At 50.0% G+C, this 22198-nt stretch carries 24 protein-coding genes and 2 pseudogenes; 11 read left to right on the plus strand and 15 right to left on the minus strand.

Annotated features, from left to right (window positions below; translation table 11 throughout):
- From QZN53_RS11410 to QZN53_RS11430, 5 genes are all read right to left on the minus strand, one after another.
- Positions 1–453 (minus strand): FISUMP domain-containing protein (locus tag QZN53_RS11410; RefSeq protein ID WP_294653211.1); only part of this gene is annotated, 453 nt, incomplete at its 3' end.
- Positions 454–458: 5 nt separating this feature from the next.
- Positions 459–1157 (minus strand): FISUMP domain-containing protein, encoded by a 699-nt coding sequence (locus tag QZN53_RS11415; protein WP_163439066.1) that lies wholly within the window; start codon positions 1155–1157, stop codon positions 459–461.
- Positions 1157–1858 carry an FISUMP domain-containing protein gene (locus QZN53_RS11420; protein ID WP_163439067.1) on the minus strand — a complete coding sequence of 234 codons (702 nt, stop codon included), beginning with the start codon at positions 1856–1858 and terminating at the stop codon, positions 1157–1159. The genes QZN53_RS11415 and QZN53_RS11420 overlap by 1 nt, the downstream gene beginning before the upstream one ends.
- On the minus strand, positions 1858–2562 hold the full coding sequence (locus tag QZN53_RS11425) for an FISUMP domain-containing protein (RefSeq protein WP_163439068.1): 705 nt from the start codon (positions 2560–2562) through the stop codon (positions 1858–1860). Before QZN53_RS11425 ends, QZN53_RS11420 begins: the two co-directional genes overlap by 1 nt.
- Positions 2563–2587: 25 nt before the next feature.
- On the minus strand, positions 2588–3604 hold the full coding sequence (locus tag QZN53_RS11430) for an Rpn family recombination-promoting nuclease/putative transposase (RefSeq protein ID WP_163439069.1): 1017 nt from the start codon (positions 3602–3604) through the stop codon (positions 2588–2590).
- Between the two features lie 271 nt (positions 3605–3875).
- On the opposite strand from QZN53_RS11430, the gene QZN53_RS11435 reads away from it, so the two are divergent.
- Positions 3876–4583 carry an FISUMP domain-containing protein gene (locus QZN53_RS11435; protein WP_163439070.1) on the plus strand — a complete coding sequence of 236 codons (708 nt, stop codon included), beginning with the start codon at positions 3876–3878 and terminating at the stop codon, positions 4581–4583.
- Positions 4584–4595: 12 nt separating this feature from the next.
- Here QZN53_RS11435 and QZN53_RS11440 read toward each other — a convergent pair whose 3' ends face one another.
- The gene (locus QZN53_RS11440) at positions 4596–5603 is read right to left on the minus strand and encodes a hypothetical protein (RefSeq protein ID WP_294653216.1); all 1008 of its coding nucleotides are present in this window, start codon (positions 5601–5603) and stop codon (positions 4596–4598) included.
- A 96-nt stretch (positions 5604–5699) separates the two neighbouring features.
- Between QZN53_RS11440 and tmk the strand changes: the two genes are divergently transcribed.
- Together tmk and rsmA are read left to right on the plus strand one after the other, a co-directional pair.
- The gene (gene tmk, locus QZN53_RS11445; protein WP_163439072.1) at positions 5700–6329 is read left to right on the plus strand and encodes a dTMP kinase; all 630 of its coding nucleotides are present in this window, start codon (positions 5700–5702) and stop codon (positions 6327–6329) included.
- A gap of 71 nt (positions 6330–6400) precedes the next feature.
- A complete protein-coding gene (gene rsmA, locus QZN53_RS11450; RefSeq protein ID WP_163439073.1) occupies positions 6401–7189 on the plus strand; it encodes a 16S rRNA (adenine(1518)-N(6)/adenine(1519)-N(6))-dimethyltransferase RsmA in 789 nt (262 codons plus the stop codon).
- Here the strand turns inward: rsmA and QZN53_RS11455 are convergent, their stop codons facing one another.
- The 6 genes from QZN53_RS11455 to QZN53_RS11480 all read right to left on the minus strand — a co-directional run bounded on the left by QZN53_RS11455 (position 7190) and on the right by QZN53_RS11480 (position 10897).
- Entirely contained in the window at positions 7190–7318 is a 129-nt protein-coding gene (locus tag QZN53_RS11455) for a hypothetical protein (protein WP_294653219.1), read from the minus strand.
- Between the two features lie 16 nt (positions 7319–7334).
- Positions 7335–8291 (minus strand): hypothetical protein, encoded by a 957-nt coding sequence (locus QZN53_RS11460; RefSeq protein ID WP_163439074.1) that lies wholly within the window; start codon positions 8289–8291, stop codon positions 7335–7337.
- A gap of 157 nt (positions 8292–8448) precedes the next feature.
- A complete protein-coding gene (locus QZN53_RS11465) occupies positions 8449–8574 on the minus strand; it encodes a hypothetical protein (RefSeq protein ID WP_294653221.1) in 126 nt (41 codons plus the stop codon).
- Positions 8575–8590: 16 nt separating this feature from the next.
- Positions 8591–9541, minus strand: coding sequence for a hypothetical protein (locus tag QZN53_RS11470; RefSeq protein ID WP_163439075.1), 951 nt, complete (start codon positions 9539–9541; stop codon positions 8591–8593).
- Between the two features lie 153 nt (positions 9542–9694).
- Entirely contained in the window at positions 9695–10471 is a 777-nt protein-coding gene (locus QZN53_RS11475) for a co-chaperone YbbN (RefSeq protein ID WP_163439076.1), read from the minus strand.
- Between the two features lie 39 nt (positions 10472–10510).
- Positions 10511–10897, minus strand: coding sequence for a (deoxy)nucleoside triphosphate pyrophosphohydrolase (locus QZN53_RS11480; protein WP_163439077.1), 387 nt, complete (start codon positions 10895–10897; stop codon positions 10511–10513).
- A 131-nt stretch (positions 10898–11028) separates the two neighbouring features.
- Here QZN53_RS11480 and QZN53_RS12995 point away from each other — a divergent pair.
- Together QZN53_RS12995 and QZN53_RS13000 are read left to right on the plus strand one after the other, a co-directional pair.
- Positions 11029–11388, plus strand: a pseudogene (locus QZN53_RS12995) (Gfo/Idh/MocA family protein); the annotation flags it as partial.
- A gap of 612 nt (positions 11389–12000) precedes the next feature.
- Entirely contained in the window at positions 12001–12930 is a 930-nt protein-coding gene (locus QZN53_RS13000; protein ID WP_367269192.1) for a TolB family protein, read from the plus strand.
- Positions 12931–12943: 13 nt separating this feature from the next.
- Here the strand turns inward: QZN53_RS13000 and QZN53_RS11490 are convergent, their stop codons facing one another.
- On the minus strand, positions 12944–13942 hold the full coding sequence (locus QZN53_RS11490) for a hypothetical protein (protein ID WP_294653226.1): 999 nt from the start codon (positions 13940–13942) through the stop codon (positions 12944–12946).
- 85 nt (positions 13943–14027) lie between these two features.
- On the opposite strand from QZN53_RS11490, the gene QZN53_RS11495 reads away from it, so the two are divergent.
- The gene (locus tag QZN53_RS11495; protein WP_163439079.1) at positions 14028–15038 is read left to right on the plus strand and encodes a hypothetical protein; all 1011 of its coding nucleotides are present in this window, start codon (positions 14028–14030) and stop codon (positions 15036–15038) included.
- A 15-nt stretch (positions 15039–15053) separates the two neighbouring features.
- A complete protein-coding gene (locus QZN53_RS11500; RefSeq protein ID WP_163439080.1) occupies positions 15054–16436 on the plus strand; it encodes a sodium:solute symporter in 1383 nt (460 codons plus the stop codon).
- Positions 16437–16446: 10 nt separating this feature from the next.
- Here QZN53_RS11500 and QZN53_RS11505 read toward each other — a convergent pair whose 3' ends face one another.
- Positions 16447–17025 carry a M48 family metalloprotease gene (locus tag QZN53_RS11505; RefSeq protein WP_163439081.1) on the minus strand — a complete coding sequence of 193 codons (579 nt, stop codon included), beginning with the start codon at positions 17023–17025 and terminating at the stop codon, positions 16447–16449.
- 5 nt (positions 17026–17030) lie between these two features.
- On the minus strand, positions 17031–18908 hold the full coding sequence (locus QZN53_RS11510; RefSeq protein WP_163439082.1) for a DUF4954 family protein: 1878 nt from the start codon (positions 18906–18908) through the stop codon (positions 17031–17033).
- A 28-nt stretch (positions 18909–18936) separates the two neighbouring features.
- Here QZN53_RS11510 and QZN53_RS11515 point away from each other — a divergent pair, with 28 nt between their 5' ends.
- From QZN53_RS11515 to QZN53_RS11530, 4 genes and pseudogenes are all read left to right on the plus strand, one after another.
- Complete coding sequence (locus tag QZN53_RS11515; RefSeq protein WP_163439083.1) at positions 18937–19392, plus strand: hypothetical protein; 456 nt, start codon at positions 18937–18939, stop codon at positions 19390–19392.
- 2 nt (positions 19393–19394) lie between these two features.
- Positions 19395–20591: a glycosyltransferase gene (locus tag QZN53_RS11520; protein WP_163439084.1), complete on the plus strand. Its 1197-nt coding sequence runs from the start codon at positions 19395–19397 to the stop codon at positions 20589–20591.
- A 118-nt stretch (positions 20592–20709) separates the two neighbouring features.
- Positions 20710–21363, plus strand: a complete 654-nt coding sequence (locus QZN53_RS11525; RefSeq protein ID WP_163439085.1) for an FISUMP domain-containing protein — start codon at positions 20710–20712, stop codon at positions 21361–21363.
- 153 nt (positions 21364–21516) lie between these two features.
- A pseudogene (locus QZN53_RS11530) lies at positions 21517–22048 on the plus strand (FISUMP domain-containing protein).
- Positions 22049–22198 lie beyond the last annotated feature (150 nt).

Here is a 22198-nt window from a genome sequence, read left to right on the forward strand (position 1 = left end):
CGCCTTTTCTAATCCACCCATACTTTCTGCCAATTGAGTCCACTCTTCAACAGAAGGCACATGCCAACCAGCAGGACAAATTGTATCTAACAACTCTTGATCAAAAAGACCCAAGGTTTCAGCGTCTTCATGCAACGAATAAAACCTTCCGAATGTATCGCAAAACCCATCAATCTTGCCGTAGCACAGGCTATAGGGAGCATCGAACTTCAAATTCTCTGCCATCCATACCTGATTACCAATAGTTGTGTACTTGTACACCTGCCCATCGCGAGCGTCGGTAAAGGTTCCACGATTCGGTTCGCCGTATGCGTTCGTACCCTCCGCAGGGCAAACCACCGCCGCATCGAAGGTGTCAACGGGTTCTTCTGGAGCGGAGGAACCATCGTCGCAGGCGCAAAGTAATGTAGCTGCAAAAAGAATACAGAAGATTTGGGATAACGAATTTGTCAATACAATTAATTCCTTACACAACGTATAGGCAATTTAGGATCATTTATGCCATAAGAGATTCCCTTTGGACTGAGCCCGACAGAATAGGCGGTTTTCATATTTATAGCAGTAGAAGTCCAATAAGAACAACGAACATATGTACCAGATGTACTTCCGTCTTTTAGCCAAGAACCGGCGGGTAAAGCGTTAAACCCGCAATCATCAGTACCTGGCTTATAAAGTGATCCAAAGTCATCGGAACTTTTTAGCCTAGGCATGGCTTCTGCACCATCCCCCATAGTGATTGATAATAATGTCCACTCATCAGCAGATGGAACATGCCAGCCCGCAGGGCAAATCGTATCCAATAGTTCCTGGTCAAACAACCCCAGATCTTCACCATTTTCAAACAGGGAATAGAACTTGCCGAATGTATTGCAAAATCCATCGATTTTACCATAGCACAAACTGTAAGGCGCATCGAATTTCAGGTTTTCGGCCATCCATACCTGTTTGCCGATAGTCGTGTATTTATAAACCTGGCCATCGCGAGCGTCGGTAAAGGTTCCACGATTCGGGTCGCCATAGACATTGGTACCTTCGACAGGGCATACCACCGCGGCGTCGAATTTATTTGCGGAATCTGCGGAGGAACTATTATCAAAACAGGCGGAAAATAGTGCCGCTGCAAAAAAGAGTGTCTCAAAATTCGTTTGGTGTTTCATTAATCTTTTACACAACGAATAGACATTTTAGGCTCATTTATTTCAAAAAAAATCCCTTTCCTACCTAACCCAACTAAATAAGAAGAATTCACATTTTTGGCCGTAGAAGTCCAATAAGTACATGAGGAGAACTCTCCAGAAACAGTTCCATCTAAAAGCCAATATCCAGCAGGCGAAGCATTATAGCCACAATCATCTGTTCCTGGTGTATATTGTGCTCCAAAATCATCGGAACTTTTTAACCTAGACGACGCTTCTGCACCATCCCCCATAGTGATTGACAATAATGTCCACTCGTCTGCTGACGGAACATGCCACCCTGCGGGGCAAATCGTATCCAATAGTTCCTGGTCGAATAAGCCCAAGTCTTCACCATTTGTGTGGAGAGTATAAAACCTTCCAAAAGTGTCGCAAAAACCTTCGATTTTGTCGTAGCAAAGGCTATAGGGTGCGTCAAACTTCAAGTTCTCTGCCATCCACACCTGGTTGCCGATAGTTGTATACTTATAAACTTGACCATCGCGAGCATCGGTAAAAGTTCCACGGTTCGGTTCTCCGTAGGCGTTCATACCGTCTGCCGGGCAAACCACCGCCGCTTCGAAGGTGTCAACGGGCTCCTCGGGCGCGGAGGAACCATCGTCACAGGCGGAAAACAGTGCGGCCGAAAAAAGAGCGCCCCAAAAATTCGTTTGGTATTTCATTAATTTCTTACACAACGAATGGACATCTTAGGCTGATTTACTCCAAAGGAGATACCTTTCCCATTGAATGCAACCAAATAAGAAGTATTCACATTTGCGGCTGTAGAAGTCCAATAAACGCATGAGGAGTATTCTCCAGAAACGTTTCCATTCATTAGCCAATACCCAGCGGGCAAAGCATTATATCCACAATCATCAGTACCCGGCGTATAAAATGTTCCAAAGTCATCGGGACTTTTTAATCTAGACATAGCTTCTGCTCCTTCACCCATAGTAATTGACAATAATGTCCACTCATCTGTAGAAGGTACATGCCAACCTGCAGGGCAGATTGTATCTAGCAGTTCTTGATCAAATAAATCAAAAAGTTCACCATTTACATGCAACGAATAGAATCTTCCAAATGTATCGCAGAATCCATCAATTTTGCCATAGCACAAACTGTAAGGTGCATCGAATTTCAGGTTCTCTGCCATCCATACCTGGTTTCCGATAGTTGTGTACTTATAAACCTGACCATCGCGGGCATCGGTAAAGGTACCACGGTTCGGTTCTCCGTAGGCGTTCATACCGTCTGCCGGGCAAACCACCGCCGCATCGAAGGTGTCGGATTTATCGGAAGCAGAGGAACCGTCGTCACAGGCGGAAAACAGTGCGGCCGAAAAAAGAGCGCAAATGAATGGAATATTAATTTGCCTTTTCATAGGGGAATTAGCGGATGAATGAGGACTATTTCGAAGAATTCAACGCATCAAGTCTGGCCTTGGCTTCGGCAATCTTTTCCGGCGGAAACCCCATATCTTGCAACACGCTGATTGCATCGGCGTGTCCTTCGTTTTTTCCTTCGGATCGACCTTCGGCACGACCTTCGGCATGACCTTCAGCATGACCTTCAGCACGGGCGCGGACCCTCAGCGAGGCCAGATAATCGAGTTCTTCTTCCGTCATCACCATGTTCTTTGCCTGTTCCTTGAGAAGTTTTTCCGAGGCGGTTTTCACAAGAAGGCGCTTTATCGCTTGCGCGATGATATCGTCATCGAAATCGGGGAGGTCGTTGGATGTACCTGCGTTCTTGAGCAAGTAAAGCCAACGGTCTTCATCGGTTCTGATGTCGTCAAGCGTCTTGTTGAATCGCGTTAAATCATATAAAATATACTTCACTTTTTCGGTGATTGTCAAGCCTTTTTCGTTGCGGATAGCCCAGGTACCGCGATATTTGTCCTGTTTTTCTAGCGGAAAATCACAGACCCAAATAGCGAACGTAGGCGGTATTTCATAACGGGATGCTTCGCGTCGTGAGCGTTCTTCATCGGTGAGATCCTTTGACGATTGATTGAGGAATTCCTGATCCCATTCGTACTTGCTCTGGAGCATGAACGCACTATGCTGCAAGAGAATGCGTTCTATGAAGCGACTGTGCTTGGCCTTCTGCATCTCAACATTTATGCAGAATCCATTTGATGTCGTTGCACGGATATCGAGTTTGCACGTCTTGACTTGCGGGAAGATGATGTTGATTTCCGTATTCTTGATGGTAACAGAAGTAATGCGATTTTCGCCTTCGAATCGGAAGACTCCGTTCAATAAACTGACCAAGGCCTTTTCGTCGTTCAGGAATGCCTTGAATGCGGCATCGTAAAGCGGGTCGAGATAGGTACGCTTCTTGATTTCTTCGTAGGTTTTCTGTTCCCAAAATTCACGGGAGGTAGTAATCGCAAATTCCGGTACACTATTTTCTAGCGTCATATGTAGTCCTTTGCCTTTTAAGGCTCGCTTTCTCAATGGAGAAAAACGGTTTAAGACCGAGTTTTGAAAAAACTCAGCCCGGTTGCAGCACGCTCCCTGTGCCATTATTTCTTGGGGGTGGGCCGAAACGTCGGCCTATCTAAAAATCGATCTAAAAATATCAGGTTGAAGAACTCATATGGTTCAAAAACTGATTGTGCTTAATTTAATAAAATGATTGTAGAAAAACAAGCGGATTGCTCTCGCAATAATTATTATTTTGAATACGATTATGAAATACACCAAAAGCATTTTATCTGCTAGCGTAGCATTGTTTGCATTATTGTTCTCGGCTTGTTCTGACAATGGGTCATCTGCCGAGTATGTATTTGATGCATCTGTCGTTTGTCCACTTGAAGGGACGAATGCTTATGGTGAATCGAATCGTGGAACATTTGTAGATGCCCGCGATGGAAAGACCTACAAATACACTACTATCGGTGGGCGTGTTTGGATGGCGGAAAATCTGAATTACGACGATGGGGAGGGTGGTTCGAGTTGTGTTGTAAAAGACGACTGTTTTTCAAAGGGGCGCTCCTATGGAATCGCAAAATCGCTTGGCGCTTGCCCTGCCGGATGGCATTTGCCTAGCAATGAGGAATGGCTTGAGCTTTTTAATAATGTTGGGGGAATTGACAGTGCTGGGGTTCGCCTAAAGGCTGCTGCCGGATGGACACCTTTGAATCCTGGCCAGCTTTCTAATGGAACGGATGATTGTGGCTTTGCTATGTTGCCAATGCCGACTATAGTAAAATCTAGTATATATGATGGGTATGAAGCTCGGCTCTGGGCGACAGATGTTGCTCTTATCGAAGCACTCCTTAATGGTCGTTCACTTCGCGAAGATGATACAATGACCGGAGTGCTTTTTGAAACGCAAAATTTGGGTGTACGGACATCTAGATATTATGGAGCGGCAATTCGCTGCATAAGGGATTGATTCTTTGCCCTACTAGTTTTCGCTAGCGAGGTGGTCCAGGTAAAGCTTCTGGGCTTTGGCGTCGTACATTACCACGTCGTAGAGTTCTCCGTCTTTGCCGGTGCGGGATTCCACGAAGAGTCCGCTCATGGAGCCCTTTTCGGTGGGCAGGAATGCGCTGCGGCCTTCGGGTGATGTCTTGAATTCAAGATAGCCCTGTTCCACGTACCAGTCGCGAATGACTTTGTAGTAGATGCGTTCCATGTTCTCGCCAACAAGGGTGTTCAGGCGGCGTGCGATTTCGCTCACGGGCACGGGTGTGTCTTCGGCGGGGTAGTCGGCCAGCTGTTCAGCAGTCAGGTGGAATTTTTCCCTTTGCACGCGCTTCGGAGCGTATTCCTGGTCGTCTTGAAAATCTTGAGCCTGGTTGGCCTTGCGCTTGGCGAAGCGTTCGTTTGCAATGTCGACGCACTTTTGAATGTTGTCGAGAATGAACTGCTGCGCCTGTTGCCAGCACTGCGTATAAATGTTATGGTGTCCGCGCAGGTCCGATTCGCCCTTTTCGAATCCGTAGGTTTCGCCCTTGGCAGTGGGCAGGTTGGCGTCGGTGCCGCTTTCGGTGGACTGTCTTTCGAGAATGCCTTCTTGCACCAGGAAGTTTGCCACGTCGGCATAGAGCAGGTGGTTCATGTTCTTGGGCAAAAGTTCGTTCACGTTGCGCACCACGCGGGAAATCGAAACCGGGTAATCAAAGAAGCGGTAACCCTTCAGGGTTTCGGCGTCGATGGCCAAATCTTGCATGGCGGGCTTCGCGTTCTTCTTTGCTATGCGCGGCTTTTCGACGGTGGGCATGGGGGCCACTTGGTCGTGGTTCAGTTGCTGCTGCAAAAGCGATGCGACGTAGGCGAGGCACTTGCTGATGCGTTCCTGTTTGCAGGAATCCCCTTCGGGCAGGATTTCGTCTGTCAGGGGGTTGATTCCGCAAGAGAGCTTGCGCAAGTACATTTCGGCACGTTCAATAATCGCATTTTCAGAGGCCATACAAAACTCCATTCGTTGCAAAAAGCGATGTAAAGATAGTATTTTCTTGGCGCACCATGATTTTTTTCTACCTTTTTAAATAATAGCGAATTGATTATGAAAACGGCAAAGCACTTTTTTAGTTTGGAAGGTATCGACGGTTCGGGCAAAACGACCCAGATCGATATGCTGATTGACGCCCTCACCAAGGAAGGTTATTCCGTAGTGAAGTTGCGCGAACCGGGCGGCGCGAAAATTTCGGAACGCGTGCGCGAGATTCTTTTGGATACGAATTTCAAGGGAATCATGAGCGACAAGACGGAACTACTGTTGTACAATGCGGCGCGTGCGCAGGTGATTGCAGAAATCATTCAGCCCGCGCTTGATGCCGGGAAGATTGTGATTGCCGACCGTTTCGCGTGGAGCACGTTTGCTTACCAAGGTTATGCCCGCGGCTTGGGTGCTGACCTTGTGCAGCGCCTGACAGAAATCACTTGCGACGGTTGTTTTCCGGAGTTGACGGTGGTGCTTGATATCGATGTGCAGCGGGGACGCGCGCGCACCGCGAAGCGGGGCGAGGCACCCGATCGACTTGAGAGCGAGAAGGCCGAATTTTTCGAGAGGGTGCGCAAGGGGTACCTTGCCGCGGCCCGTGACTACAGCGACTGCGTTGCGGCTATTGATGCCGACCGCACTCCCGATGCTGTATTCGCCGACTTGTATAAGCTTGTGAAGGCTAGACTCTAGAAAAATCGTTAAAGTATAACTTGAAAGGCCTGCAATTGAATTGCGGGCTTTTTATTTCTATCTTTGGCGGTATGGATAGAGCACGCCGCCGTAAATTTGGCCAGAATTTTTTGGATGTACCTACCGCCCAAATGATTGCGGGCGATTTGCCTGCGAATGCGGGCGACTGGGTGCTTGAAATCGGCCCTGGGCACGGCGCCCTTACGGAACACTTGCTCGAACGCGCCGTGGAACTCACTGCCGTCGAAATCGACGAGCAGTGCGTGGAATTTTTGCAAGAAAAATTCCAGGGCCGCGAGAATTTCCACATCGAAAACATCGACTTTCTGAAGTTTGACTTGCAGGCTTTTTTAGATGCCCATGAAAAGCCTTGGGTCACGGGAAACTTGCCGTACAATGTGTCTACGGCGATTATCGCGGGCCTGATGCCGAAACTGCATTTGACCAAGGGCTTTATGGGAATGGTGCAGCTCGAAGTCGCCGAGCGCATTTGCGCAAGCCCCTGCAGCAGCAATTATGGCAGCCTCTCTGTTCTGGTGTCCGCTTACGCCGACACGCAGATTTTGCGCAAGATCGGGCCCGAGCATTTTACCCCGCGCCCCAATGTGGATAGCGCTACCATGCTCTTGACGCCCAAGGCAGACGCGCTCCAAGCTCCTGAAGGCTTCTTTGATTTTGTGCGCGCCGCCTTCACTCAAAAGCGCAAGACGCTTGCCAATTCGTTCGGCCGCGCCTACGACAAAAAGAAAATCCAGGAAGCAATCGAGCTCCTGGATTATCCGACAACCGTTCGCGCCGAAGAACTTTCGCCTGCACAATTCCTTGAATTCTACAAGGTGATTGTGGGCGAGCAGGCTTAATTAGCCGAGTTCATCGCAATAATCGCTATCGCATTCTTCTACCGGTTCGCCGCTTGCGTCAAGCAGGATTGTCTGGTATTCGAAATCGACGATTTCCATTTTCGGTGCGGTATATTCTTTCTTTTCCATAATCAACCCCTGATAATTACTTTTGAACCTTGGTGTTACCGATGAACATGCCCTTGTTTTGGGGCTTGCTGTTCAGCTTGCGACCCTTGAGATCATACCATCCGTTCGCCTTTACGATTTCGCCGGTAGCCATGTTCCAGCGGGCCGTACGCGTGGTGCCTTCTTTTTCGACAAGCGTCACGTCGATGGTTTCGGGCAGTTCGACAATGGATTCAACAGACTTGGCGAGGGGAGCCTTGCCAATGTACTTGAGGTAAGCACGCATCGGCGGGAGGTAGGCGCCAGAACCCACGCGGGTAAAGTGACCTGCTTCTGCCTTGTCCTTGGTTTTGGCGGCATAACCATAGACCAAACCTAAGTCGGCATCGCCCTTTTCCCAACGGATAAAGCTGTAGGTGCCTTCGAGAGCCCAGTCGTTAGTATTGTCTTTGGGATTGTAAAGTTGACGTTCCAATTGAGCGTGGGTATGTTCATTGACAATCTGCAGGCTGCTTGCTGTAAATTCGATTTCCTTGATATCCTGGCATTCCTTGCGGTTGGTATCGGTAATCATGAGCAGGGCTCTGTGTGCGACACCGTTATTTGCTGTGTTGGAGGCAAAAACATTCCATACGCCTTCATCATTAGTCGTGAATGCGTAAGGATCGTAAAGCTTGACGCAGGAACTTTTCGGCGAGTAGTTCATGGGGAGCACGATGGTTGAATTTGCGGACAACTTTGTGCTGCGTTCCACTACAAGGTTGAATTCGCCTTTGATATGTTCATCAAGGCAATTCTTATCTGCATCCAAAATCTCAACGCGAGCATTTTCGTCGTTGATCGATTCCAGATACATGGTGTTGTTAGATTCGTAATATGCTCCGCCCGGGAAACTGCACACCGGCTTTTCTACGTCAGGTCTTTCGGCCCAAGCCGTTGAAACGAAGCAAGACAAAACCGCAACGGAGGCGGCAGTAAGAGCTTTCTTGTTCATGATTCCTCCAAAAAACAATTTGGCAGGCGGCAATGTAGAAAAAAGAGGCTAAAATGGATATTTTATTTATATTACATGTAAAATAAAAAAACAAGACAAAATACTTTGTCTTGTTTTGTAATAAAGAATTGTGGCTTGAATTATTTAAATCAATAATTTAGCCGAGTTCGTCGCAGTAGTCGCCATCTTCGCATACTTCTTCACCGCTTGCGTCAAGCAGGATTGTCTGATATTCGAAATCGACGATTTCCATTTTCGGTGCTTTATATTCTTTCTTTTCCAAAATCAACCCCTTATAATTACTTTTGAACCTTGGTGTTACCGATGAACATGCCCTTGTTTTGGGGCTTGCTATTGAGTTTGCGACCCTTGAGGTCAAACCAACCATTCACCTTTACGATTTCGCCCGTGACCGTGTTCCAGCGGGCTGTACGCGTGGTGCCTTCGTTTTTGTCGATGAGTTTCACGTCAATCGTTTCGGGCAGTTCGGCGTCAATGGATTCAACGGACTTTTCGAGGGCTTTGTCACCCTGGTAAAGCAGGTAAGCGCGGAGAGCCGGAACAAAGGCGCCTGTACCCACCTTGGTGAATTGGCCGGCTTCGACCTTACCCTTGGTTTTGGCGGCATAGCCATAGACCTTGCCCAAGTCGGCGTGGTCCTTGGTCCAACGGATAAAGCTGTACGTGCCACGCATGAGCCAGTCGCCTTGATTGCTGACTTCGCTTTTTAATACGAGTTCAACGGAGGTCTGTGTAGAAGCGCTCACGCCGGTTGCCGTGAATTCGATTTCCTTGATGCCTTGGCATTCATCTTTGTCGGTATCGGTGATCATCAGCATGGGCCTGTGTGCGGCGCCATTGTTAATGTCATGCTTTTCGGCGGTGACCCACATGCCGTTTTCGTCTTTGCCGTAGCTGATCGGTTCGTAAAGATCAATGCATTCGTTTGCGGACTGATAATCGGCCGGCAGGGTGATGGTAGAGTTGGCGGCAAGAGCCGTGCTGCGTTCAACAATAATTTTGAAATTGCCGGTCTTACTGTTGTTTATGCAATTCGCTGCATCGTTATTGAGCTCGACTTTTGCTTCTTCGTCGTTAATCGATTCCAGATAAAGCGTGTTGTTGGACTTGTAGAATGCCCCACCAACAAAACTGCAAGTCGGATCACCTTCAGGTCTTTCTGCCCATACGTTAGATATTAAACTTGACAATACCACAATCGTGGTAGTAGCAAGAACTTTGTTATTCATATTTCCTCCAAATTAATTCGGAGCGCCAAATATAGAAAAATAATCTTAATTACAACTTTTATTTTTATTACAACAGAAATAAAAGTTTGGATACAAAATCAATGGCAACCTGGAAAAAACAGGTTGCCATTTTTAATGATGCTTGCTATAGTTTTACTTACAGCTGAATCCTTGCAGCTCAAGCCCGGCGCGCATTTCGCCATAGGTCGAGGTGCGCTTCATGTCCATCGCTTTCATGAATCGGCAATCGTTGTCGATATGAATTTGCAAGCCCGTGAGGGTGGTAGTGACTTCGCCCTTGCCGCTTGCGCGCATTCTTGCGATAATGTCTTCGCGATGGTCTTCCATTTCGGGCGGAATAAATACGTCGGTCACGATATCGACATTCTTGATTTCGCTTTCGCCGAATTCAAACGAAATCGTCACCAAATTCTTGAGGCCGCTAAACTGGCCGTTGACTTTGCAAACAAGGTTCTTCGGGGAATTTTTGGATTTCTTGGTGTTCTTGGCAGTATTTTTCTTGGGCGTATACTGCATGGCGGCAAAGATTTCTTCTTCTTTGACGACGCCAACGAGGCGGTTGACAATTTTGCCGTCTTTAATCAGGAAGAACGTGGGAAATGCCTGAATGGGGAGCGAGGCCTTGATTTTTTCGATACCCGGTTCGTCAATACCTACCGAGGCGACCTTGATGTCGCTGTAGTTTTTCGCGATGCTGATGAGGGTGGGGATCATGACAAGGCAGGGCGGGCAACTGGTCGAAGAAATTTCGAGGATGACCGGTGTTTTGGATTTCAGGATTTCACTCTCGAAGTTGTTGTCGTTCACCTTGACGATTTTGATGTCGTCTGCAGCGTTTACGGTGGTGAAGGCGCCTGCAGCAAGAATTGCGGCCACGGCAAAGGTGGCGATGTGTTTCAGAATGCTCATGATGTTAAAATAGCAAAATGTTTGAGTGATAGAAAAAAGCTATTGCGCTTCAATGGCTTCGACGACTTTGATGTCGGCGGGCAGCCAGTCGACAGAATGCAGTTCTGCAGGGGCGAGCCATTTGGCTGCCTCGTGCTCCAAAAGTTCTGGAGCCTTGCCGCCAACAATCGTGCAAAAGTAGCAGTGCATGGTCAGATGGAAGGCGGGGTAGTCGTGTTCTACCGTGCAAAGAAAATCACCCACGTTCACATGGATGGCGAGTTCTTCTTTGAGTTCGCGTTCGAGTGCCTGTTGCGGGGTTTCGCCGCACTCCATTTTACCGCCAGGGAACTCCCAGAACCCCTTTTGCTCGCCGTAGCCGCGCTGCGTGGCAAAAATCTTGTTGCCATCTTTAATGATACCTGCTACCACTTCGATACGTTTCATGGGTGCAAATTTAGAAAAGTGTGTATACATGCGCCAAGTGACTCCTGTATACACGTGAATCCACTTGGTAAAGGGCTTGATATTCCCAATAGCTTGTAAAAAGTCTATATTCATTGTAAAGAGGTTACGCAATGAATAAATCGGTTCTCAAGTTTGCAATTCTGGGTTGTGGGCATATTGCGACCAAGATGGCGGCAGCAGTCAAGGCGCTCGAAAGTCGCGGTATGGGTGTAGAGGCGTATGCGGTGGCATCGCGCACTTTAGAAAAGGCCCAAAAGTTTGCGGCAGATTACGGATTCAAGCGTGCGTATGGCAGCTATGCAGAACTTGCCGAGGATTCCGATGTTGACCTAATCTACATTGCGACTCCGCATTCCGAACATTTTAACGACATCATGCTTTGCCTTAAGCATGGCAGAAACTTGCTTGTCGAAAAGGCGTTTACGGCGAATGCGTTGCTTGCCTCGCAGGCGGTGGCGCTTGCCGAAGAAAAGGGAACATTCCTTTGCGAGGCCATGTGGACTCGATTTTTGCCGGCGGTGCAAATGGTACGCGACTGGATTCTGTCGGGTAAGATTGGCCGCGTTCATGGCGTGGAGGCGGAATTCTCGATGCCGCTTTCGCATATCGAACGCCTGCGCAACCCCGCCCTTGCGGGCGGTGCGCTTTTGGACTTGGGCATCTACAGTTTGACTTTTGCAGACTTGTTCTTGACGGACCCCGAAATCGGCGGGCAGGGTAACCATATCGTTCAGACAAAGAGTGCCTGCGTCAAGTTCCACACGGGTGTCGATGCCACGGACTGGATTGACTTGGCTTATGCGAACGGCCAGGTGGCCCACCTCAAGACGTCTATGGTGGCGCCGCTCAAGAACGACGGTACGATTTTTGGCACGGAAGGCTTTATTCGCGTGCAGAACCTGAACGACATGGTTGAAATCCAGCTGTTCGATGTTGCTGGCACGCTTGTGGAATCGGTGACTCCGCCGCGTATTGAAAACTGCTACGAGTACGAAGTGCTGGGCTGCAAGGCGGCGCTTGAGAATGGGCTTAAGGAATGTCCCGAGATGCCGCATGCAAAGACCATGCAGATGATGACGCAGATGGACAAACTCCGCGAAAGCTGGGGAGTGTCTTACCCGTTCGAACAGAGCCCGGGCGAAGTCTGGGACCGTTCTGGCAACAAGTCGTTCTTGCAGGTTTACGATATCGAAACGGGCAAGACGACGTTGCTCAAGGAATTTGACAAGGTGATCGAGGCGCCGAACTGGAGTGCCGACGGAAAGTTCCTGACTTACAACAGCGAAGGTCGGATTTACAAGTACGAACTCGAGAGTGGCTCGATTACCGAAGTGCCGAGTTTCTTTGTGGATAACTGCAATAACGACCACGTGCTCGCTTCTGATGGTTCGGGCCTTTATGTAAGCCACCACACTAAAGAAGATGGCCTTTCGCGCATTTACAAGATTTACTTTGACGGCCGCATGCCGGAACTGGTGACGCCTCTTGCACCGAGTTACTTGCACGGCATTACGACCGATGGCAAGACGCTAGCCTACTGCGCCGAACGCAATGGTGAATACGACATCTACACGATTCCTGCCGCGGGCGGTAACGAGACGCGGCTTACAAGCGCCCTCGGGCTAAACGACGGCCCGGAATATGACTGCGACGGCGAATACATCTGGTTTAATTCGGTGCGCACGGGGCGTATGCAGGCCTGGCGCATGAAGGCCGACGGTTCCGAGCAGACGCAGATGACCGATGACCCGCATTGGAATACCTGGTTCCCGCATATTTCGCCAGACCGCAAGAAGGTGGTCATGATCGCATATCACGAAAGTGATGTGCGCCCGGGCGACCATGTTCCGAATAAAGATGTCGAAATCCGCCTGATGACAGGCAGCGATGCAAGCGGCTGGAGCAAGCCGCGCACGTTGTTGAGATTGTTTGGCGGCCAGGGCACGATTAACGTGAATTCCTGGGCGCCCGATAGCCGCAGGTTCGCCTTTGTGAGCTACGGCTTGGAATAAACAATCCGCTAGTCTATAATTTCTTGCTGGCCTTGGCGCGTTCTGCCTTTACGGTTTGTACCGCTGCCTTGAGCGCATCCTTTTTGGCCTGCTCCTCTTCGGGAGTGGGCTTTGTATCTTCCAAAAGGCGGTCGGCCCATTCGTCCCAGAAGCGGCAACGTTCGCCTTCAAGCTTCATCTTCGCGAACTTGACCGGTTCGGTTTCGACGGCGAGCGTCACGACTGATTCCTTGTAGGCCTGCGGAAGGCCTGCCACGTGAGCCATGCGCTGCTTGAGTTCGGCCACGGTAGCGTCCAGAATATCGACTTCGAAACGGCGCTCGATATAGCGGCGGGTAATGAATCCGAGGGCCATAAAGTAGTCGCCTTGATTGCCTTCGGCGAGGTAATTCTTCTGGCGGAGTTCCTTGAGGGCAAGCACCGCTTCTTCGTACGGCGGGAGCCTGGGAGCGGCACCTGCATTTGCAAACTTTTTATGCAAGAACCAGCCGAGGAACACGAGCAACAGCACGCCTACCACAATCAGCACAATGTAAAGCCACTGCGGGAGTCGCGGGTCGTCGAGCGGGTCTTCGACTTCGATAATGTCTTCTTCTTCGCCGGTGGTGCGGGTAGAAACCTTGACGGCCACGGGGTCGGTGCTTGTCTTGACGGTGTCGCTACCGACTACGGCGCTCACTTGCTGCGGTGCGATCAGGAAGTCGCCGCTCACGAAGGTGTTGAGCGTTGCAAGCCACACGAACTTGGCGGTGCCTTTGGGCATGCCTTCGGTTACCTTTTCGTTCTTCATTTCTTTGACTTCGAAACTGCCGAGGTTTCCGACAAAGCTCGGCAAGTCGACTGCTGCGTTTTCGGGGGCCACCACCTGGATTTCGTAATTGAACATGTCGCCCACGAACACCTGGGCGTTATCGACGTTCGCCTTGACCGATACATCGAAGGCGAGGGCGCTTGTGGCACAAAATGCGATTGCAGTAAAAAGAATTGCGAGAGAGCTAGAAATTCGAGACATATAAACCTCTGTACTCAAGAATATACAAATTTTGGGGTGTGCGGGGCAACTTTGGCGGGTTGTTTATCTATATTCGCAAGGGCTTATGCTTTGGCGAAGAATTTGCAAATTGGTGATTGTTTCGGTGCTGTTTGGTGCCGCGTTCGCTGTTGCAGATGATTCTGCCGACAGCTCTGCTGTCAAGACGGATTCCGTTGCGGTGGCTGATAGCACAGGGCTCAAGACTTCGCGCGAGGGTACGCTTTCGATAGTTTCTCTTTTGTTGCCGCACAATTCGCTCAAGAATTCAGAGACTTTGCACAACTGGCCGTTTTTTGCGTTTGCGGTGCCCGCGTACACGTACCATTTTAAGGTGCAGCAGGATTTCGGCAAACTGCTGAGCTTTAAGGGCCTGGCGGCAGGCGATGTGAACTTTGCCGGGGTTGGCCTAAAACTGGATGCCGCAATCGAGTTGATGCACTTGCTGGAACTGGGTGCCGAGGCGAATACGGGGACGGCGCTGAACTATGGCGAAACCGCGACATTCATGGGCGTGTACGATACTGAAAAAAGGAACTACCGGCAAGATGCTATGTTTACGGAGTACGCATACGGCATGCGTTACCATACGGCGCTCACGATTCCGTTGCTTGCATTTTTGCCCAAGAGTGATTGGACCAAGATTATTTTGAAGGGAACGGCGGAACTTCGGTATTCTGCATATACGGGCGCCGAAGATAAAGAGGTGTGGAAAGCCGGCAACGAAAACATGGTGAACGGCTTTAAGTACAAGTACGGCGGTACGCTCATTTACATGATGCCGTTCGAGCGCGTGCCTATGGCCATGCTTTCGGTGAATGCGAGCGGCTTCAAGCACGAATATGATTTTGACAAAGCGTACAAGGATTACAATCCGAGCTTTGTAACGGTGAGTATAACTCCGATGGCTTCGATCAAGGTGAGCGAAAAATGGAACGGCATGCTTATGGCGTCTGTCTCGCGCGACCGCAAATTTGAAAATCACCGTTACCCGACAACCGAGGAATTGTTGCAAAAGCAGGTGGGGAGCGAATGGGATTTGCGCACGGTCATGTTTATCATGAGTCGGAAATTCTAGATTTTGTCTCACAAAATGGAGATGCCCGCTGTTGCGGGCATGACAGAAAACATGAATATTGCCTTAATTATCTACTTGGTGTTTTTGATTGTGATTGCGGTGCGCAGTGCGCGGCGCGTAAAGGACATTCCGGATTTTTTCGTGGCGCGCAAAGGGGCGTCGGCGAAGGCGGTAGCCGGTAGCCTTGTCGCGACGATTCTTGGCGGGTCGGCCGTGATTGGCGCCGTCGATAGCGGCGCAAAACTCGGCGGGGCCGCGAGCTGGTTCATGCTGGTGGGTGCGCTTGGTTTGTTGGCGCTGATTCCGTTTGCGGGTCGTGCCTACAGCCATGGCAAATACGCGCTGCCGGACTTGGTCGAAAACTTGTACGGCAAGGGCCCGCGACTGGTTGCCTCTTTTGTGATTCCGGTTGCATGGACTGGCATTGTGGCGGCCCAGATTATTGCGGCAGCCAAGCTCCTGATGACGTTTACCTCGATGACTTACATTACGGCGGCGATTGTGTCGGCGGCGGTGTTTACGGGTTACACGCTTGCGGGCGGCCAGGTTTCGATTTTGCGCACCGACTTTTTGCAGGCATGCCTGATTATCGCGGGTCTCTTGTTGCTTGCGGGCTTTGCGAAGTTTGGCGGTGGCGAGTTTGGCAGTGTGGTGGTAAGCGCTACGACTAGCGTGGCGCCCAAGTTCCCGTTCAATACGAACTTCACACCGCTCGACTTGTTCCTTTTGATTCTCACTTACGGTACCACGTATACGGCAGGCCCGGACATTTACAGTCGCATGTTTTGCGCGAAAGATGCCGCAACGGCCAAGAAGGCAATCGGCATGGCGGCATGTGTCTTGATTCCCGTTGCATTCGTAATCGGCTTCTTGGCAGTTTACGGCGTGAGCCTCGCAGGGGTACAGGGCGCCCGTATTACGGCGATTGCAAATGCGGTATTGCCGCCGGCACTTTTGCCGATATTTGCGCTTGCGCTTTTGAGCGTGGTGCTGAGCAGTGCCGATACCACGCTTTTGAGCAGTTCCATTATCATTAACGGATTATGCCGCAAGCCTTCGCTGCTCCAGGCCCGCGTGGTGATCTTGATGAACGGTTTGCTTGCCTTGATTCTGGCGCTTGTATTCACCGACATTATTGGCACGCTCCTGTTGGCGCTTGCAGTTTATGCGGGTGCGTTTACAGTGCCGATTCTGTGGGGACTTTTGGGCCTTAAGGCAAAACCCAAGTTTGTGGGAACTGCCATTGTGGCGGGTGGAATCTTGGCGCTTGCGGGTAAACTGTGTCCGGCATTACCGGGTTCGCTTGGCCAGCATACCGGGGACATCTTGATGATTGCCGCGTTCGCGGTGAATGCGATTATCCTTGCGCTTGGCCGTGTTCACCCGCGCGTGATTTAAACGGCTTTGGTTAAGCCGCTTTAATTTCTTTGTTCAAAATCTTTTGACTGCGTATGGCGACCGTCGGATGTTCGCGGTAAACCACTGCGAACAATTTTGTATACGGGATTTCGCTTTCGGCGAGGTTTCGCATGGCGGCCTTGGCCACCTTTTTGCCGAGCTTGTCGAAGGCGTAGCGGTCGGCTTCGTATTCCTGGTGCCAGCAGTAAAGATGGAATAGGGTGCGGAACGGAATGGCCGCCAGGTGTAACCACAGCACAGATTCCACAAGCGACATGCCGTGGCTTGCAAGCAAGAAGGCGAACAGCCATACGGCCAACAGCAACAGGGCGATTTTCGCGAGGTTACGCAAAATGCCGTGACGCAGGCTCGCGTGGCCTTCTTCGTGTTTTTTCACGAATTCGTTTTCGGCAGGCTCCTTACGGTTCTCCGGCAGCGGCACGATGTCGTTCAGCAAAGGAATCAAACGCAGTACGGCAAAGATGCCGCCGCGCATTTGCGTAAGCCTTCGCTCGCGAATTTCAAGCACGAGGCGTGCCACGAATTCAATGGCAAGCAATAGGGCGAGTGTCAGCGTGGCAGAACTCATCAGAGCTAATCGGGCTTGGCTATTTTAACAATGGAATTCAGCCTGCGCAGCTTTTCTTCGACGCGGGCTTTTTCCCATTCGGTGAATCCCTTGTCGATCGGGTGCGCGTCGTCGTAGTCGTCAAAAATCTGGCGGCCGCGTTCGTTGTCCTTGTCGAGTCCGTGCGTCACGCGTTCGTACCAATCCTTTTCGAGCTGGCGGTAACGCTTGAGCAACTCGTCGAACGTTTCGGGCAAGGCTACCACGCGCATCACGTCTTTGTTCGCGTCGTTGGTGGCCATGCGGCGCAGTTCTTTTACGGGTTGCGTTTGCAGATTCTGGTCGTTTACTACCAGAGTGATAATCTGTTCAAGCGCGTAACGTTCCATGTATTCCTGGTACGTCTTGAGCGCTTGCTGGCGAATACGTTCGCGCATAAAGTTTTCGCCGAGACCGTCGATGTGTTCCTTGGTGTAAATGTCGCGAATGGCATTTACTTGCAGACGCTGGTAGGCGTCGAAAACGTAGCGCACGGTTTCGGGGCTAAAGATGCTGTAGAAGGTGGCGGGCACAATGCCCTTGCCGCGCAGCGAATACTTGTAAAGGTTACGGTCGAGTGCGTAGGCGTTGCGGGCGTAGTTCCAGCCGGGCACGATTTCGTTCAAGCGCGGGGCCACTCCCACGAGTTGCGGGTCACCTGGGCGAATTAGCGAGAACGGGAACTTCACGCGTTGCGGGAGCGTGGTGAGTCCTGTCGCAATCAGTGTGAATGGAGATTCGCGGTAGTTTGCGGGGAACTTGATGTTCACGCCGAGGCCAAAGAACATTCCCTGACCGGGCATGACTTCTTGGTCGGGCATACGGCCGGTGTGGTTGCTGCCTACGTTTGCGCCATAGCCGAGGTTTCCGCAACCTTCGGGCCAGAGTGCTGCAATCAAGAGCGAGTGGTGGTGCATTTGGGTCATGGGGCCCACGTAAGAGCTATTGACTTCGCCTTCTTCAATATGGCAGCAGGGTGCGATAATCGAAGACTTGACGATTGCCTTGCAGGCGACAGTCGTGCGGCTCATGAGCACGGAGCCCTGGACTTCGGCACCAGTGTGAATGGTGACCGACTTTTGCACGTTCGAATTTTCGAGAATTACGGAATCGTAAACGTGGCTCGGTTCTTCGAGCGAAGAAAGCACCACGGAATTGCGGATTTTTTCGGCGCCTTCGATGCGTGCGTGTGCGCCAATCCAGCTGTTACGAATGATGTTGGTGTTGCAGACTACGGCGCCCTTGCCGACTACGCCGAACGGGAATGCGGTTTCTTCGCGGTAGGCCTTGAGCTGTTCGTCGAAGGCTGCTGCGACTTCGGGTTCAGGCTTGTGGAACAGTTGGGCTTCGACCAGTTCCATGGTGATTTCGGGGAACACGGCGATTTTGCGGCCACCCATTTCGTTACCCACGTGCATGGAGTTTCCGATCATGTAGCTGATTTTTCCGCTGCTGATAATCGAGCCCACGTTCTGCACCACGGCGCTGCTGCGCACTAGAATGTTGCTGAGCATGGCCACCTTGTGGACCAGTGCGTTTTCGATAAAGCAATTGTGTACAAGGCTGTCGTAAATGCCTGTGGGGAACGACACGTCGCCCGGCAATAAAAGTGTTCCGAAGAATTTGGGCAAGTAGACTTCGCCCATGAACGACGAACGGATAATGCGGTTCGGGTCGAAGTCCGGTTCGACCATGACCTTGTCCCAAGATTCGGAACGGTTGCCGTTCTTTTCAAGAATCTGGATTTCGTCTTCGGTCAGGTGACGGTATTTTGCAGTTCCGGCCCTGATACCCTTGAAATTTTCGACGGAGGTCGCCAAAATGCTGTTCTTGAGCACTTTTTTCAATTTTAACAATCGCTGCATGTCGTAAAAATAGCCTAAATTTGGGTGGATGATGAAAGAGCTGCTCTATAATTTGATACGAAAACACAAGTATAGTATCTCGATTTATACCGAAGAGATCTTTGAAAGACGTTGTCAAGAAGAAATTATCCGCAGTGATGAGGATAACAGCTCGTTTGTATATCTTGAATTTGACTTTGAATCCCTGAAAAAGGAATTGCCTGACGAAGACGTTTTCATGCAGTTCTGGGATTCCCTTTTCGCGGTGCTGAGCAGCGGTAGCCGCGGTAGCGACATCGTCGGATTCTTGGAACATGAATCGGGACTCGGCATGCTGTTGCTCGATTCCAAGCTTGATGGCTGGCAGCGCATTAAAGGCCGCATTGAACAGAAGACCTCGAACAACCTTGAAAATGTCAAGGATGTCTTGGACAAAACCATCAAGCCGATTCTCTATCCGGCCTGTATTCAGAACGTGCCCACGCCAGAGAGCACCGCTGTTTAATTATGGCAGTTTCTAAAGTACTTGTTATTGGTTCGGTTTACCCGCGCTTTCACGAAGATGCCGAGGTGCCTTGGCTGCGAGCCTCGATTGCGCACCTCAAAAAGGCGGGCCTCGATATCCAGGTTTTGGCGCCTGCATACAAGGGCTTAAAGAGCCATGAAATCGATGGCGTCAAGGTCAACCGATTCCGCTATGCGCCCGCGAGCTGGGAATTCTTGACGCACGAAGAAGGCGCACCCAGCAAGATGGCGAACAAGCCTTGGCTCCAGCTTTTGGCGATTCCCTATATCATTAGCGGGTTCTTCAAGTGCATCAAGATTTGCCGCAAGTTTAAGCCCGATGTGATTCATGCGCATTGGCCGTTCCCGCACGCCTACATTGCGCTCGGTGCCGCTAAGTTGTTCAAAATTCCGCTGGTGCTGAATTTTCATGGCGCAGAGCTTTTGCTGATCCGCAAAAAGAAATGGGTCAAGCCGCTCCTTAAATTTGCCATTAGCCAGGCGCAGGCCGTGTTTGCGAACTCTAGCTTTACCGCTAGTAAAATCAAGGCGCTCCGTAATGTTGAAATTGAGTGGAGCCCGTACGGAACGACGCTTGAAAAAGGTGCAAGGAATACCGAGCCGCACGCCGTAAACGGTAAGTTCAAGATTCTTTTTGTCGGGCGCCACATTGAACGCAAGGGCATTCGCTACCTGATTGAAGCGGCCAAGTATTTGCCCCGCGACCAGTTCGAAATCCGCATCGTCGGCGTCGGCGATTTAACGGATGAATTGAAGAAACTGGCTTCGGAGTCTGCGACCCCGGATTCTGCCGAAATCATTTTCACCGGCAAGCTTTCGCCCGAAGCGCTCGCAAGCGAGTACAAGACTGCCAACGTGTTCACGCTCCCGGCGATTGTCGACAGCAAGGGCGACACCGAAGGTCTCGGCGTCGTCCTCATCGAGGCCATGGAACTCGGCCTCCCGATTGTGGCAAGCAATGTGGGCGGAATCCCCGATGTCGTGATTGATGGCGAAACGGGAATCCTCGTTCCCGAAAAAGACCCCGAGGCCCTCGCAAACGCCTACAAGCGCCTCGCCGCCGACCCGGAACTTGTAAAGCGGCTACTCGCCGGCTCCCAGAAGCGCATCAACGAATGCTTCACCTGGGACGGAATCATCGAGCGCCAAATCGCCGTCTACAACAAAGTCTTGAAATAATTTTAAAGACTCCCGCGAGGGAGCCCTTGCTGTATTATTTTTGATACTTGTTGTGTATCTAAATAATTACTTGAGTAAAAATGGATGCTTTTTTAAATTCGTTCGTATTATGTTGTTTATGAAAAACATTGCAATAGTCTTCTTTTGTTTTCTTTTGTTGGCTTGTTCTGAAAGTTCTACAGAACCGGAGGTGTTTGACGCCAGCAGGGTGTGTCCGGAAAACAAACGAGGCACGTTTGTTGACGATCGTGACGGGCAAGTATATAAATATACAACTATTGGCAATCAGGTGTGGATGGCCGAGAACCTGAATTATAAAATGGAGTCTGGCTCGTATGATGCGTATTCATCATCATGCAGCTCAGTAGAAGATAATTGTGATGGGCGAGGATTGTCATATTCGTATGATGTTGTTCAGGAGGCGTGTCCCAAGGGCTGGCATTTGCCAGAACAAAAAGAATGGGATAAATTAATCGAAAAAATGGGTGGGGCTGAAATTGCGGGTGAACGCTTAAAGGCTGTTGATGGGTGGCATCCATTAAATCGAGATGACCCTCTCGGTGGTACAGATGATTGTGGTTTTTCCCTTAAATCGGCAGTGTCATCCAATTGGGATGGCGAAGGGTATTCTGCTGAATTGTGGTCGGCGACTAAAGCTCCGCATTCATATAGAACGCTTGTCACGATATACTTTTATTCGAATAAATCATGGGTGAGTAATTTAGATGGTATAGATAGAGATAACTTTTCTATCCGTTGTATTAAAGATTGATCTAGGGAAAAAATGAACAACTTCCTGAAACTGTTTTTTTCTGGTGCGGTGCTGCTTTTGAATGCGTGCACGACGGATTCAGATGAATCTAGTGTAGTCAATGATTTTGACGCTAGCATTGTGTGCCCGGCTGAGGGGACAAACGCCTATGGCATGCCGAACCGTGGCACGTTTGTAGACGAGCGTGATGGTCAGGAATATAAGTACACGACTATCGGTGACCAAGTATGGATGGCCGAAAACTTGAACTACAAAGTCGAAGTGTGAACTGTATGGCAGATTGTATAAATATGTTGGTCAGGATCGGAATACAGGGCGTGATACCATAAATTGGGACTTCATTGATTCGGTATGTCCGCCCGGTTGGCACTTGCCTAAATTGGCTGAATGGGAACTTTTGCAGTCGGATATGGGCGGAACGGATTCAATGGCTGTTGCTTCAAGATTAAAGTCCGAAAATGGTTGGGAAAATAGCAACTGGGGAGCGGGAATAGATGCATGTGGCTTTTCTGTGTTACCTGCAGGGGAATTTTCGTATGAAAGCTCAGGAGAGGGGAATTCTGCAGTTTTTCTTTCCGCTACAGCGATATATGAAACAGGGAATTATCTTGTCGCGCTTGATAGAAAGATAGGATATTTCTATAGTGGTGGTGGTTACTACACAATTCGATGCATTAGAGATTGATATAGGGAAAAAATGAACAACTTCCTGAAACAGCTTTTTTCTTGTGCAGTGCTGCTTTTGGCGGCGTGCACGACTGATTCTGGTGAATCTAGTGTAGTCGATGATTTTGACGCTAGCATTGTGTGCCCGGCTGAGGGGACAAACGCCTAT

It is taken from the genome of uncultured Fibrobacter sp. (assembly GCF_900316465.1).
In the GTDB taxonomy this organism is placed as follows: domain Bacteria; phylum Fibrobacterota; class Fibrobacteria; order Fibrobacterales; family Fibrobacteraceae; genus Fibrobacter.

What these genes read in the sequence shown, in the direction of transcription:
- QZN53_RS13000 (WP_367269192.1), top strand. Translation starts at nt 12,001, where the DNA reads ATGGACAAACTCCGCGAAAGCTGGGGAGTGTCTTACCCGTTCGAACAG.
- QZN53_RS11425 (WP_163439068.1), bottom strand. Translation starts at nt 2,562, where the DNA reads ATGAAAAGGCAAATTAATATTCCATTCATTTGCGCTCTTTTTTCGGCC.
- QZN53_RS11430 (WP_163439069.1), bottom strand. Translation starts at nt 3,604, where the DNA reads ATGACGCTAGAAAATAGTGTACCGGAATTTGCGATTACTACCTCCCGT.
- QZN53_RS11495 (WP_163439079.1), top strand. Translation starts at nt 14,028, where the DNA reads ATGCTTTGGCGAAGAATTTGCAAATTGGTGATTGTTTCGGTGCTGTTT.
- rsmA (WP_163439073.1), top strand. Translation starts at nt 6,401, where the DNA reads ATGGATAGAGCACGCCGCCGTAAATTTGGCCAGAATTTTTTGGATGTA.
- tmk (WP_163439072.1), top strand. Translation starts at nt 5,700, where the DNA reads ATGAAAACGGCAAAGCACTTTTTTAGTTTGGAAGGTATCGACGGTTCG.
- QZN53_RS11475 (WP_163439076.1), bottom strand. Translation starts at nt 10,471, where the DNA reads ATGAGCATTCTGAAACACATCGCCACCTTTGCCGTGGCCGCAATTCTT.
- QZN53_RS11520 (WP_163439084.1), top strand. Translation starts at nt 19,395, where the DNA reads ATGGCAGTTTCTAAAGTACTTGTTATTGGTTCGGTTTACCCGCGCTTT.
- QZN53_RS11440 (WP_294653216.1), bottom strand. Translation starts at nt 5,603, where the DNA reads ATGGCCTCTGAAAATGCGATTATTGAACGTGCCGAAATGTACTTGCGC.
- QZN53_RS11470 (WP_163439075.1), bottom strand. Translation starts at nt 9,541, where the DNA reads ATGAATAACAAAGTTCTTGCTACTACCACGATTGTGGTATTGTCAAGT.
- QZN53_RS11505 (WP_163439081.1), bottom strand. Translation starts at nt 17,025, where the DNA reads ATGAGTTCTGCCACGCTGACACTCGCCCTATTGCTTGCCATTGAATTC.
- QZN53_RS11525 (WP_163439085.1), top strand. Translation starts at nt 20,710, where the DNA reads ATGAAAAACATTGCAATAGTCTTCTTTTGTTTTCTTTTGTTGGCTTGT.
- QZN53_RS11490 (WP_294653226.1), bottom strand. Translation starts at nt 13,942, where the DNA reads ATGTCTCGAATTTCTAGCTCTCTCGCAATTCTTTTTACTGCAATCGCA.
- QZN53_RS11415 (WP_163439066.1), bottom strand. Translation starts at nt 1,157, where the DNA reads ATGAAACACCAAACGAATTTTGAGACACTCTTTTTTGCAGCGGCACTA.
- QZN53_RS11435 (WP_163439070.1), top strand. Translation starts at nt 3,876, where the DNA reads ATGAAATACACCAAAAGCATTTTATCTGCTAGCGTAGCATTGTTTGCA.
- QZN53_RS11500 (WP_163439080.1), top strand. Translation starts at nt 15,054, where the DNA reads ATGGAGATGCCCGCTGTTGCGGGCATGACAGAAAACATGAATATTGCC.
- QZN53_RS11515 (WP_163439083.1), top strand. Translation starts at nt 18,937, where the DNA reads ATGATGAAAGAGCTGCTCTATAATTTGATACGAAAACACAAGTATAGT.
- QZN53_RS11510 (WP_163439082.1), bottom strand. Translation starts at nt 18,908, where the DNA reads ATGCAGCGATTGTTAAAATTGAAAAAAGTGCTCAAGAACAGCATTTTG.
- QZN53_RS11460 (WP_163439074.1), bottom strand. Translation starts at nt 8,291, where the DNA reads ATGAACAAGAAAGCTCTTACTGCCGCCTCCGTTGCGGTTTTGTCTTGC.
- QZN53_RS11420 (WP_163439067.1), bottom strand. Translation starts at nt 1,858, where the DNA reads ATGAAATACCAAACGAATTTTTGGGGCGCTCTTTTTTCGGCCGCACTG.
- QZN53_RS11455 (WP_294653219.1), bottom strand. Translation starts at nt 7,318, where the DNA reads ATGGAAAAGAAAGAATATACCGCACCGAAAATGGAAATCGTCGATTTC.
- QZN53_RS11480 (WP_163439077.1), bottom strand. Translation starts at nt 10,897, where the DNA reads ATGAAACGTATCGAAGTGGTAGCAGGTATCATTAAAGATGGCAACAAG.